The 11,726-nt window shown below is 66.5% G+C and carries 13 protein-coding genes; 10 read left to right on the plus strand and 3 right to left on the minus strand.

Annotated features, from left to right (window positions below):
- Positions 1 to 118 precede the first annotated feature (118 nt).
- Complete coding sequence (locus J5474_RS07195; protein ID WP_209360130.1) at positions 119 to 664, minus strand: pseudouridine synthase; 546 nt, start codon at positions 662 to 664, stop codon at positions 119 to 121.
- Positions 661 to 1,113: a nucleoside deaminase gene (locus tag J5474_RS07200; protein WP_209360131.1), complete on the minus strand. Its 453-nt coding sequence runs from the start codon at positions 1,111 to 1,113 to the stop codon at positions 661 to 663. The genes J5474_RS07195 and J5474_RS07200 overlap by 4 nt, the downstream gene beginning before the upstream one ends.
- A gap of 74 nt (positions 1,114 to 1,187) precedes the next feature.
- Here J5474_RS07200 and J5474_RS07205 point away from each other — a divergent pair, with 74 nt between their 5' ends.
- The 7 genes from J5474_RS07205 (at position 1,188) to J5474_RS07235 (ending at position 8,070) form a co-directional block, all read left to right on the plus strand.
- On the plus strand, positions 1,188 to 2,387 hold the full coding sequence (locus tag J5474_RS07205; protein ID WP_209360132.1) for a pseudouridine synthase: 1,200 nt from the start codon (positions 1,188 to 1,190) through the stop codon (positions 2,385 to 2,387).
- 117 nt (positions 2,388 to 2,504) lie between these two features.
- Positions 2,505 to 2,702 (plus strand): hypothetical protein, encoded by a 198-nt coding sequence (locus J5474_RS07210; RefSeq protein ID WP_209360133.1) that lies wholly within the window; start codon positions 2,505 to 2,507, stop codon positions 2,700 to 2,702.
- Between the two features lie 13 nt (positions 2,703 to 2,715).
- Entirely contained in the window at positions 2,716 to 3,561 is an 846-nt protein-coding gene (locus J5474_RS07215) for a hypothetical protein (RefSeq protein WP_209360134.1), read from the plus strand.
- Positions 3,562 to 3,789: 228 nt separating this feature from the next.
- Positions 3,790 to 4,716, plus strand: a complete 927-nt coding sequence (locus tag J5474_RS07220) for a 5-bromo-4-chloroindolyl phosphate hydrolysis family protein (protein WP_209360135.1) — start codon at positions 3,790 to 3,792, stop codon at positions 4,714 to 4,716.
- Between the two features lie 35 nt (positions 4,717 to 4,751).
- On the plus strand, positions 4,752 to 5,948 hold the full coding sequence (locus J5474_RS07225) for a toxic anion resistance protein (protein WP_209360136.1): 1,197 nt from the start codon (positions 4,752 to 4,754) through the stop codon (positions 5,946 to 5,948).
- A gap of 2 nt (positions 5,949 to 5,950) precedes the next feature.
- On the plus strand, positions 5,951 to 6,925 hold the full coding sequence (locus J5474_RS07230; RefSeq protein WP_209360137.1) for a DUF2927 domain-containing protein: 975 nt from the start codon (positions 5,951 to 5,953) through the stop codon (positions 6,923 to 6,925).
- Positions 6,926 to 6,948: 23 nt separating this feature from the next.
- Positions 6,949 to 8,070, plus strand: coding sequence for an SPFH domain-containing protein (locus tag J5474_RS07235; protein WP_209360138.1), 1,122 nt, complete (start codon positions 6,949 to 6,951; stop codon positions 8,068 to 8,070).
- A 214-nt stretch (positions 8,071 to 8,284) separates the two neighbouring features.
- Here the strand turns inward: J5474_RS07235 and J5474_RS07240 are convergent, their stop codons facing one another.
- Positions 8,285 to 8,818: a hypothetical protein gene (locus tag J5474_RS07240; RefSeq protein WP_209360139.1), complete on the minus strand. Its 534-nt coding sequence runs from the start codon at positions 8,816 to 8,818 to the stop codon at positions 8,285 to 8,287.
- A gap of 241 nt (positions 8,819 to 9,059) precedes the next feature.
- On the opposite strand from J5474_RS07240, the gene J5474_RS07245 reads away from it, so the two are divergent.
- From J5474_RS07245 to dtd, 3 genes are all read left to right on the plus strand, one after another.
- On the plus strand, positions 9,060 to 10,190 hold the full coding sequence (locus tag J5474_RS07245) for a TFIIB-type zinc ribbon-containing protein (RefSeq protein WP_209360140.1): 1,131 nt from the start codon (positions 9,060 to 9,062) through the stop codon (positions 10,188 to 10,190).
- Between the two features lie 78 nt (positions 10,191 to 10,268).
- Positions 10,269 to 11,168, plus strand: a complete 900-nt coding sequence (locus tag J5474_RS07250) for a carbohydrate kinase family protein (protein ID WP_209360141.1) — start codon at positions 10,269 to 10,271, stop codon at positions 11,166 to 11,168.
- Entirely contained in the window at positions 11,165 to 11,608 is a 444-nt protein-coding gene (dtd, locus tag J5474_RS07255; protein ID WP_209360142.1) for a D-aminoacyl-tRNA deacylase, read from the plus strand. The genes J5474_RS07250 and dtd overlap by 4 nt, the downstream gene beginning before the upstream one ends.
- Positions 11,609 to 11,726: the final 118 nt, after the last annotated feature.

The following is an 11,726-nucleotide window of genomic DNA, read 5'->3' on the forward strand; positions in this document are numbered from 1 at the left end:
GCCCCCACAGAGCACCGACCCCTGCTTCACCTTGGTGTAAGTACTCATTCCGGCCCAACCCGAGCGGTATGCCGGGATGGGGACACCGGCTGCCCTGCCCCCGCGGGAGTGAGTCCGCTCAGGCCTCGCGCCACTCTCCCGGCGCCAGTCCTTCCACTGTCCAGTCGCCCACCGACCATCGCACCAGCCGCAGGCAGGGCAATCCGACATGCGCTGTCATCCGCCGTACCTGCCGATTCTTGCCTTCGCGGATCGTCAGCCGCAGCCATGAGTCCGCTACGCTCTTGCGGTAGCGCACCGGCGGGTTCCGATCCCAAAGCTCCGGCGGCTCGATCGGCTCGCAGCCCGCGGGCAACGTCCTCCCGTCCTTCAGCACCACGCCCGCCCGCAGAGCCGCAAGTTGGGACTCGCCCGGCACGCCCTCGACCTGCACAAGGTAGGTTTTTTGCTGCTTGAATTTGGGCGAGGCGATCCGCGCCTGCAGCCGTCCGTTGTCCGTCAGAACCAGCAACCCCTCCGAATCCCGGTCGAGCCGCCCCGCCGGGTAAACGCCCGGCACCTTGACGTATGACGACAGCGTTTCGCGGGCAGAACCTTCGGTGCCCTTGTCGGTGAACTGCGACAGCACGCCCATGGGCTTGTTCAGAAGGATCACCCGCGTCACGTCCGCCTCTCCCTGAAAAATTCCTGCAAGAGCGCAGCCGACTCCTTTGCCGCGATGCCATCGTAGAGCTCCGGGACGTGGTGGCACTGCGGGTGACTGAAGACACGCGGGCCTTGCTCCACGCCGCCGGATTTCGGGTCCGAAGCGCCATAGTAGACCCGCGCCAGCCGCGCGAAGCTGATCGCCGCCGCGCACATCGGGCAGGGTTCAAGCGTCACGTACAGGTCATGCCCGGGCAGCCGGTCCGACCCGGCCTCCGCGCAGGCCGCGCGCAGGGCCAGGACCTCCGCGTGCGCCGTGGGATCCGATAGTTCCCGCGTGCGGTTGCCCGCGCGCGCCACGACCGCGCCCGAGGGCGACACGATCACCGCGCCCACCGGCACCTCCCCGCGTGCGCCCGCCGCCCGCGCCTCTGCCAACGCCTCGTCCATGTATGACCGGAACCTCATGCCTCCCCTTACCGCGCGACACGGCGACGGGAAAGCCGCTTCCCCCGCCCCCCTGCCCCGCGTTATGGAGACCCATGGACAAGACACCCCCTCCCGGCGACCGAATCGCCAAGGTCATCGCCCGCGCCGGCCACGCCAGCCGCCGCGAAGCCGAACGCATGATCGAGGAGGGGCGCGTCACAGTGAACGGCAAGCTCGTCACCTCGCCCGCGCTCAACGTCACCGCGCGCGACCGCATCGCCATCGACGAGGCACCAATCGCCGCGGCGGAAGAGGCACGCCTCTGGCTCTATCACAAGCCGCCAGGCCTCGTGACCACCACGAAGGACGAGAAGGGCCGCGCCACGATCTTCGACGAATTGCCGGAGGATCTGCCACGGGTGATGTCGGTCGGGCGGCTCGACCTGAACTCCGAGGGGCTGCTGCTGCTCACCAACGACGGCGAACTGAAGCGGCGGCTTGAACTGCCCTCCACCGGCTGGCTGCGCCGCTACCGCGTACGCGTCAACGGTCGCCCCACCGAGCCGCAATTGCAGCCGCTGCGCGATGGCATCACCATCGACGGCGAGCGTTTTCAGCCGATGATCGTTACGCTCGACCGCCAACAGGGCGCGAACGCGTGGCTGACCGTGGGCCTGCGCGAGGGCAAGAACCGCGAGATTCGCCGCGCCATGACCGACATCGGATTGACCGTGAACCGGCTGATCCGCATCTCCTACGGCCCGTTCCAACTGGGACAGATCGAATCCGGCGCGGTGGAGGAAGTCCGCCGCAAGGTTCTGCGCGACCAGTTGGGAATGGAAAACCCCACGGAAGACGAGGCGCCGAAGCCCCGCGTCAGTCACAGCCGCAAGCCGCGCCCCGGCGCAGCCGTGCCAGAGCGTGGTCCGCGCGGCACAGAACGTGGTTCGGAGCGTGGCAAGACTCCTGCCGCCGGTCCCGAACGCAAGGGCCGCAAGACGCGGCTGAAGCCCGGACAGGTCCGCGACATGGCCGCGCCCGAAGCCCCGAAAGGCCGCAGTACACGGTCGAAAACGGGTAGCAATCCGGCCACGAACCCTTCCGCCCGGCTGGGCGGAAAACCGATGGGCAAGACCGCCGGGAAGCCATCAGGCAAACCCTCGGGCAAGCCGATCGGCAAGGGCCCGGCCAAGCCCGCAGGCAAGGCGGGACCACAACCCGGCCGCCCCGGTTCGAGTCGCCCCACCCCGAACAATCGCACCGCCACGAACCGTAACGCACCGCGCGGCGGGCCGAAGCGCGGGCCAAAGTGATCGCCACGCCCCGGCGCCATGAACGACCCAACGTCCCGGCAACCATCCGTTAGGAAAATCAAGGTTTTTCCCGCTGCCCGCCCCGTTTTCGCCCGTTTTGGCCAACAGGGTGGGCACATGATGACAACGACACTGGCCCTTCTCATCCTCTTCGGATCGGCGCTGCTGGTTCTCGGAAACCTGCGCGTGGTCGTGCAGGATACCCTTGCAACGATCTCTTCCTGCGCTGTCCGGGCGCGGGTGAGCGGACAGATGATCCCGCGCATGGCCTTCGCGCTGCTGTGGCTCCTGATCTTCACACTCAGCTTTCTTTGAGACACCCGCACCGATGCCCCGCGCCCTGATCCACAATCGCGCCAGCGAACCGCCGCCAGACCAGGCGGCGACGGATTCCGGCCTGAACATCCTGTTCCTCGCCGCTTTCCCGCTGTTCGCATGGCTGTTTCAGGGCTCCTTCAGCGCCATTGCCACGGCAATGGTGGAACTGTGGATTCTCTCGCTCGCGCTGCGCCTGATCAACGCGGGCCAGCGCTGTCATCGTCTCTACGACGCGACGCCGGGTGCCCGCGCTCCGCGCCTGCCGCGCAAACTGCTGGGCTCGCTGCTTCTGGGAGTCATGGTAACGGTGCTGGCCGGGCACCACTTCCACAGCCTGTTCCTGCCATTGCTCATTGGCTTTCTGGGCTTCGGACTTGGCCTCGCGGCCTTCGGCATGGACCCCATTCGGGACAAGCCCGGCGTGGCCCAGCCGATCGCTGCGGAGGACGATGTCGCCGAAGAAACACTGTCCCGCGCCGACCACGCGCTGGCACAGATCGCCGACCGTGTCGCCATGCTGGAGGACCTTGAGATCACACGCCGGACAGAGGCCGCGCGCAGTCTCGTCATGCGGATGCTGCGCAGCCTTGCCCGCGACCCTCACGCGCTGTCCCGGATCGAACGCCCGGTGGCGAAGTTCATCGGCTTGCTTGATGCGGAGGCCAATCGCCTCTGCGGCGAAGACCCGGAGAAGAGCTCTGTCTTCGTCCGCCGCCGCTACCTGGCAAAGCTCGAGGTCATGACCGAGAGCTTTGAAACCTCCGCCCGCAAGACCCGCGTACGCGGCGACAAGGACGCCTTCGAGCTGGAGGCCGACCTGCTGCTGGACCGGATGCCGCGCCATAACCTCGCCTGACCCGCCCTGCGGGACACGAGCCTCTTTTTCGACCTGCGGTCTTGGTACCATGATGCTGCCATTGCACGGTTCCCCCTAGCAACCCCAGCAATAACTTCCTAAGTTTTGGACGTACGAAGAGTGCCGGAGGCCCCCTACGATGTCCGGAAACGCCCTGCAGAAGGTCAGTTATGTCTTGTTGATCGTGCTCCTGTTCGGAGCCGTCACCGGCTGGTTGGGTGGCGTCTGATGGCCAAGCGTTTTGGCGGAAAGTTCAGCCCCGACGGCAGCGCGCCCGACGCCATGCCCCATGCCGATCGGCCCACCGCGCGCAGCGACGCAGCGCCCGCCTATCGCGGGGCAAAGGTGGCGCCTGCCGGTGCGCGCTCCAATGTGATGTTCATCCCTGGCGTGATGCTGGCGTTTTTCGCATTGGGCAGTCCGCCCGTCGCCATGCTCGCCGGGCTTGCCGGTGCCGCGGCGTTGGTGCTGGGGGCTTGGCTCCTGCGCGACGGGCTGAAGGCGGAGGCGGCCTACCACGATCGCAAGGTCGCCCGCCGCCCCGCCATACCGCGCAAGATCTTTGCCGCACTGTTGTGCGGCGCGGGCGTTGGCCTCGCCGTTTGGCGCGCCCATCAGGGTATCGTGGCGCCCGTCCTCTTCGGGTTCGCCGCGACGGCGCTGCATTTCGCCGCCTTCGGCATCGACCCGATGTCGGATAAGGGCATGGAGGGCATCGACAGCTTCCAGCAGGATCGCGTCGCCCGCGTGGTCGACGAGGCGGAGGCCCATCTGACCGCCATGGCCGACGCGGTGAAGCGCGCCGACGACGCGCAGGTCGAGGCCCGCGTGGAGCGCCTTGCCGCCAAGGTCCGCGAGATGATCCGCACGGTCGAGGAAGACCCCCGTGACCTCACCGCCGCGCGCAAATTTCTGGGCGTCTACCTGATGGGTGCCCGCGACGCCGCCGCGAAGTTCGCCGATGTCTACGCCCGCAGCCGCGACCGCAGCGCAAAGTCGGACTTCATGATGCTGCTCACCGACCTTGAGGCAAGCTTTGACCAGAAGCACCGCGCGCTGTTGCTCGACGACAATGCCGATTTGAACGTCGAGATCGAAGTGCTTCGGGATCGTCTGCAGCGCGAAGGTGTGCATCTCTCACGCGAGATGCGTTAGAACGTCAGAACAACAGGAAACGGGGGATCCCATCCATGTCCGAGAACGTGCGTCAGGAAGCGGAAAAGACGCTTCAGATGGTCGATGAAGTCAATTCCGTCGTACTGCCCGAACCGGCCGACGCCAACGCAATCGTGCCGCTGAAGGAAGCCCCGGCCGAAACCTCGGAGGAAATCCGCGCCCGGATGGACGAGATCGACATGTCGGACACGAATTCCATCGTGTCCTTTGGCTCCGCCGCGCAGGCCGAATTGCAGACGATTTCGCAGGCCATGCTGACCGATGTCCGCAACAAGGACGTGGGCCCGGCCGGCGACTCGCTGCGCTCCATCGTAACCTCGATCCGCGGCTTTTCCGTCTCCGAGCTTGACGTCCGCCGCGACCGGTCGTGGTGGGAAAAGCTGATCGGCCGTGCCGCCCCCTTCGCCAAGTTCACCGCGCGTTATGAAACCGTGCAGGCGCAGATCGACAAGGTAACCGACGACCTCCTGAAGCACGAGCACGGCCTTCTGAAGGACATCAAGTCGCTCGACCTGCTCTATGAAAAGACCCTGCAGTTCTATGACGAACTCGCGCTCTATATCGCGGCGGGCGAAGAAAAGCTTGCGGAACTCGACGGCATCGTGATCCCCGCAAAGGAAAACGCTGTCCAGATCGCCGAGGAAGGCGATCAGGTGATGAAAGCGCAGGAGTTGCGCGACCTGCGCGGCGCCCGCGACGACCTCGAACGCCGGGTGCACGATCTGAAGCTGACGCGGCAGGTCACCATGCAGTCCCTGCCCTCGATCCGCCTCGTTCAGGAGAACGACAAGAGCCTCGTGACCAAGATCAATTCGACGCTGGTCAACACCGTGCCGCTTTGGGAGACCCAGCTGGCGCAGGCGGTTACCATCCAGCGTTCGAAGCAGGCCGCCGCCGCCGTGCGCGACGCCAACGACCTGACCAACGAGCTTCTGACCTCCAATGCCAGCAACCTGCGCGACAGCAACAGGGTGATCCGCGAGGAAATGGAGCGCGGCGTTTTCGACATCGAGGCGGTGAAGCAGGCCAACGCCGACCTGATCGGTACCATCGAGGATTCCCTGCGCATCGCGGACGAGGGCAAGGCGCGCCGCGCCAAGGCCGAGGAGGAACTGAAGAAGATGGAACACGAGTTGCGCGACACGCTGGCCGCGGCCAAGGCGCGCAAGACCGGCACAGGCGACGTCGCCGCCACTTCGGTGCCGTCCTGACCATGACCCGACGTTCGAAGGCTCTGGCCTTCCTCTGTTGCGTGGCCCTCACGGGCTGCGCGACCTCCCCTATCGCGCCGCGCCAAACCACGATTACGCCAGAGGCGCGCCCCGCTGGCGTCGTAGCACCCCGCCCCGCCGCGCCGGCTGGCCCTGAACAATCCGCCGCCAGCCGCGAAATGGCGGCGTACTATTCCCGCGTCCAGACCGACCTGCTGGCGCAGGGCTTGCTGCGGACCGACGGCGGCGGCCCGGACGCGCCCTTTACCGACACCATGCTGGTGCGCAACTTCATGGCCGTCGCCCTGCAGGAGGAATACGTCCGCGGGCAGGGCCTGCGCCCCTCCGGTGGCGCCGCCTCTGCGGTGAAGAAATGGACGCAGCCGGTGCGCCTGCACACCGAATTCACGCCCAACGTGCCGGTCGACCAGCGCGGCTGGGACACGGCCGAGGTCACGAAATTCGCCAATCGCCTGCGCGGGATCACCGGCCATGACATCGCAGTGACGCCGAAATCGGCCAACTTCCATGTGATATTTGCCGCGCAGGACGACCACGGCTATGTCGCCGACCGCATCCGCCAGATCGTGCCGGACGTGAACCCCTCGGCGCTGCGGCTGCTGCGCAACCTGCCGCGCGGCATCCACTGTCTCGTGGTCGCCTTTGCGACGGAGAACGGCGGCTACGATTACGGCTCCGCCGTTGCGGTGATCCGCTCCGAACACCCGGAGCTGATGCGCCGCTCCTGCATCCACGAGGAACTGAGCCAGGGCTTTGGCCTGACCAACGACAGCCCCACCGCCCGGCCCTCGATCTTCAACGACGATGACGAATTCGCCTACCTGACGACGCAGGATGCAATGATGCTGCAGATCCTCTACGATCCCCGCCTGCGCCCCGGAATGCGGGCGGAACAGGCCCTTCCCATCGTGCAGGAACGCGCCACCGCCCTCACCGGCGGCGACACGCCCACCTGACATTCCAAGACGGAGGACTACCCATGGCCATTTTCGACTTCCTCAAGGGCCAGTTCATCGACGTCATCCACTGGACAGACGACACGCGCGACACGCTGGTGTGGCGCTTTGAACGCGAAGGCCACGAAATAAAGTACGGCGCAAAGCTGACCGTGCGCGAAGGCCAGACCGCCGTCTTCATCCACGAAGGCCAGATGGCCGATATCTTCCCGCCGGGCATGTACATGCTCGAAACCAACAACATGCCGATCATGACCTCGCTGCAGCACTGGCACCACGGCTTCCAGTCGCCCTTCAAGTCCGAGATCTACTTCGTCAACACGAACCGCTTCACCAACCTGAAGTGGGGCACGAAGAACCCCATCATGCTGCGCGATCCCGAATTCGGTCCGGTGCGTATCCGCGCCTTCGGCACCTACGCCATCAAGGTCTCCGACCCCGGTGTCTTCATGCGGGAAATCGTCGGCACCGATGGCGAGTTCACCACCGACGAAGTCGCCTTCCAGATCCGCAACGTCATCGTGCAGCAGTTCAGTCAGGCGATCGCCCGATCCGGCATCCCGGTACTCGACATGGCCGCGAACACCGGCGAGGTGGGTGCGCTGATCGCCCAGGCCATCGAGCCCACGATCAAGGCTTACGGCCTGTCGCTGCCGGAGATGTATATCGAGAATATCTCCCTCCCGCCGGAGGTCGAGAAGGCGCTCGACGCGCGCACGTCGCGCGGACTGGCGGGCAACCTCGACGACCACATGAAGTGGAAGGCCGCAGAGGCCATGGGTCAGGGCGGCGCCATGGATCAGTCCATGGGCATGGGCTTCGGCGCGGGCATGGGGATGAACATGGCCCAGAACATGGCCCAGAACATGGCTCAGGGCATGGCCGGCCAGCAGCCGCCACAGACGGTCGCCTCCGCCGCGCCGCCGCCCCCTCCGCCGGTGGAACACGTCTGGCACATTGCCAGGGCAGGCCAGACCTCCGGCCCCTTCTCGAAGGCGGATCTCGGCAAGATGGTCTCCACCGGCGAATTCGACCGTGACACCCACGTCTGGACACAGGGCCAGGACGGCTGGAAGAAAGCCAGCGAGATCAACGAACTCGCCCAGCTCTTCACCGTCATGCCCCCGCCCCCGCCGCCGATGTAACCCAACACCATTCCGCGTCCGGCTCCTCGCCGGGCGGTTGTGCCACGACCGCCGCCCACGCGCCTCCCCCGGCTTCTTCGGTTCCGAAATACCGCGGGGGAGTCGCGCCTGCGCGACGGGGGCAGAGCCCCTTCTGGGCTTGACTGCCCGGGCCGCGCGGCGCGGGCAAAGTCCCCGTCAGGCCCGCCCGCTGAGCCAGACGCAAAGCACTCCCCTACTCCAGCGCGCTCATCAGGTCCGGTCCGACACAGGCGTAGGGTGGAAACCGCAGACCCGGCGCGCGCTCGGCCGGAAACGACCGGAACGGATCGATCTGGCTTTCGACGATCAGCGTTCCATCGATGCAGATATCCTGCGCCGCGTTCCCGATGTTGAAACCAAAGCCCCCCGCCCCGCAGCTCGTCCCGAAACCGTCCATGTTCCACGCCTGCGGCATGTCCACGCCCATGCCTTCCACCAGGAACGCCCCCGGCACCGGCGCGAAGTTCAGCCGCCACCATGTCTTCTCGTTCAGCATGGCGAGGCCCCAGCGGCCCACCGGACCGCCATCCTTCAGCCCCTCGATGAAAAAGCACGTCAGATCGTCGCCCCGCACGACCGCCCCGGTCACGAGCGAAGCATCGTAGGACAGGCCGCCGCGCACCGTGTAGCCGCCCCCGCCCTGCCAGAGGAATTGCCAGACGGCCTCTTCCGCCCGCACGGCACCCGCCGCCAATGCCACCATCAGACCAAGGCCAATGCACCGCATGAGATCTCCCCCGTCGTATGCTCCGACCCTAACGCCGCCCATTGCCACGACAAGGGACCTTGCGGTCCATTCGGCCCGTTTCTCGCCCCGCGAAAGCCGCCCTCCACGCGCGAATCCCTGTCGCGGACACATGATGTGGAAGCAGCGGCACCCCACCTCGGACGGCATACCCGCGTTTCCCCCTTTTCCCTGCCGTCCCAACGCATAGGATGGGGGCAAACCCACCGCAGGGACGCCTTTGATGACCGACACACCACCCGCCGCGCCCCCCAGGGGCAACGAGGAACACCGCTTCCCCTGCGACCAATGTGGCGCCGACTACCGCTTTGACCCCGAAAGGATGATGCTGATCTGCGACTTCTGCGGGTCCACCCGCGATGTCGTCGAACAGACCGGTCCCTGGGAAGGCGGCATCAAGGAACTCGACTTCGACGCGGCGATCCGCAACCTCCTGCCCTTGCAGGAGATGGAGGAAACCCGCGTCACCACCTGCCCGAACTGCGCCGCCCAGATCGAGTTGGCCGCTGATGTGCACGCCACGGAATGCCCCTTCTGCGCCACGCCGGTGGTCACCGACACCGGCATCCACCGGCATATCAAACCCCGCGGCCTCCTGCCCTTCTCGCTGGACGAAGAGGCCGCGCGGAACGCCATGACCAAATGGCTCGGCCGCCTCTGGTTCGCGCCCAACGGCCTGCAGGACTACGCCCGCAAGGGCCGCAGGATGCAGGGCATCTACGTGCCATACTGGACTTATGACGCGCGGACTGCGTCGCGCTACTCGGGTGCGCGCGGCACCGTCTACTACGAAACCCGGACCGTGATGCGTGATGGCAAGCGGACGCAGGTGCAGGTCCAAAAGGTCCGCTGGACGCCCGCCTCGGGCCGCGTCTCGCGCTTCTTCGATGACGTGCTGGTGCTGGCTTCGAAGTCGCTGCCAAAACGCTTCACCGACGCGCTCGAACCATGGGATCTGACCGCCATGGAACCCTACCGCCCTGAATTTCTCGCCGGGTTCCGCGCCGAGGGCTATCAGGTAGACCTCGACGAGGGCTTTGCCGAGGCGCGGGAAAAGATCGACCGCCAGATCGAGCGCGACGTGAAATTCGACATCGGCGGCGATCGCCAGCGCATCCACCGGATCGACACCGACGTGTCCGATGTCACCTTCAAGCACGTCCTGCTGCCGGTCTGGCTCGCCGCCTACAAATACCAAGGCAAGACCTTCCGCTTCGTGGTGAACGGCCGCACCGGCCGGGTGCAGGGCGAACGCCCGTGGTCGGCCTGGAAGATCGCCGCGGCGGTGATCCTCGGCCTTATCGTTGCTGCCGGAGTCGGTTACCTTCTTGCCCAGAACGGCCAGGCTTCTTGACGCGCGTCAAGTTTGCCCTTCCGCCAACCACCCACACCCTGCTAGATAGCGTAAAACTCCTTTACAGGACGGCTGACCATGATCCTCTGCTGCGGCGAATCCCTGATCGACATGCTCCCCCGCGAAACCACCGGGGGTGAACCCGCTTTCGCCCCCTACGCGGGCGGCGCGGTCATGAACACCGCCATCGCGCTGGGTCGACTCGGCGCGCCGGCGGGCTACTTCGGCGGGGTCTCCGATGACCTCTTCGGCAAGATCCTGACCGATACGCTGGCTGCCTCCAAGGTCGACAGCAGCTCCTGCGCCTTCTCCTCCCGGCCCACGACCCTGGCCTTCGTCACCTTGCAGGACGGCCACGCCACCTATGCCTTCTACGATGAAAACACCGCCGGGCGGATGCTGTCCGAAGAAGACATCCCCTCCCTCGACGAGGGCACGAAGGCGCTGTTCTTCGGTGGCATCTCCCTCGTGGGCGAACCCGCCGCCGATACATACGCCGCCTTCTGCGCCCGCGCGGGGGACCGCGTCGTGATGATCGACCCGAACATCCGTCCCGGCTTCATCACCGACGAGGCGCGTTACCGCGCCCGCCTGGCCGCCATGCTCGCACGCGCCGACATCGTGAAGATCTCGGACGAGGACATGGCCTGGCTCGACACCACCCCTGCCGCGCTGCTGCAGGACGGGGCGGCCCTGGTACTGGTGACCAGGGGCGCCGAGGGCGTGGATATGCACAGCCGGGAGGGCGTAAAGACCGTCCAGGCGCAAAAGGTCGATGTGGTCGACACCGTTGGCGCGGGCGACACCTTCAACGCGGGCTTCCTCGCCGGGTTGGAACGCGACGGTCTCATGTCGCGCGAGAAACTCGCCGCCGCGTGGCTCGACGACCTCGCCCCCGCCGCCGAACTGGGCGCGCAGGCGGCCGCCATCACCGTTTCCCGCGCCGGGGCCAACCCGCCGTGGGAACACGAACTGTGAGGGTTCTGATCCAGCGCGTCAGCCATGCTCGGGTGGACGTGGGCGCGGAAACCGTGGGCCAGATCGGGCCGGGCCTGCTGATCCTTGTCTGCGCCATGCAGGGCGACACGGACGCGCAGGCCGACAAGCTCGCCGCCAAGATCGCCAAACTGCGCATCTTCCAGGACGCCGAGGGGCGCATGAACCGCTCGCTTCGGGACATCGCGGGCAGAGCCCTCGTGGTCAGCCAGTTCACGCTGGCCGCCGACACCGCGCGGGGCAACCGCCCCGGCTTCTCCGCCGCAGCCCCTCCGGCAGACGGCGAACGCCTTTATGAACATTTCGCCGGGCAGTTGGCGGCGCAGGGCATCCCCGTGGCCACGGGCCGCTTTGGCGCCGATATGGCGGTGAGCCTTGTCAACGACGGCCCCGTGACGATCTGGATGGACTCCGACGGCTGACGCCGGCCGCCGCGCTCCGCGCCCCACCCAGCACCACCGATGTCCTGCCGAACCCGGGCAAACATGCCCCCCTCTTCTTCGGTTCCGCAAATACCGCCGCCGGGGGCCCCCCGAGGAG

It is taken from the genome of Sagittula salina, from assembly GCF_017813235.1.
Classification (GTDB): domain Bacteria; phylum Pseudomonadota; class Alphaproteobacteria; order Rhodobacterales; family Rhodobacteraceae; genus Sagittula; species Sagittula salina.

Coding starts and splice junctions, on each gene's coding strand:
- J5474_RS07200 (WP_209360131.1), bottom strand. CDS start 1,113: ATGAGGTTCCGGTCATACATGGACGAGGCGTTGGCAGAGGCGCGGGCG.
- J5474_RS07205 (WP_209360132.1), top strand. CDS start 1,188: ATGGACAAGACACCCCCTCCCGGCGACCGAATCGCCAAGGTCATCGCC.
- J5474_RS07210 (WP_209360133.1), top strand. CDS start 2,505: ATGATGACAACGACACTGGCCCTTCTCATCCTCTTCGGATCGGCGCTG.
- J5474_RS07215 (WP_209360134.1), top strand. CDS start 2,716: ATGCCCCGCGCCCTGATCCACAATCGCGCCAGCGAACCGCCGCCAGAC.
- J5474_RS07220 (WP_209360135.1), top strand. CDS start 3,790: ATGGCCAAGCGTTTTGGCGGAAAGTTCAGCCCCGACGGCAGCGCGCCC.
- J5474_RS07225 (WP_209360136.1), top strand. CDS start 4,752: ATGTCCGAGAACGTGCGTCAGGAAGCGGAAAAGACGCTTCAGATGGTC.
- J5474_RS07230 (WP_209360137.1), top strand. CDS start 5,951: ATGACCCGACGTTCGAAGGCTCTGGCCTTCCTCTGTTGCGTGGCCCTC.
- J5474_RS07235 (WP_209360138.1), top strand. CDS start 6,949: ATGGCCATTTTCGACTTCCTCAAGGGCCAGTTCATCGACGTCATCCAC.
- J5474_RS07240 (WP_209360139.1), bottom strand. CDS start 8,818: ATGCGGTGCATTGGCCTTGGTCTGATGGTGGCATTGGCGGCGGGTGCC.
- J5474_RS07245 (WP_209360140.1), top strand. CDS start 9,060: ATGACCGACACACCACCCGCCGCGCCCCCCAGGGGCAACGAGGAACAC.
- J5474_RS07250 (WP_209360141.1), top strand. CDS start 10,269: ATGATCCTCTGCTGCGGCGAATCCCTGATCGACATGCTCCCCCGCGAA.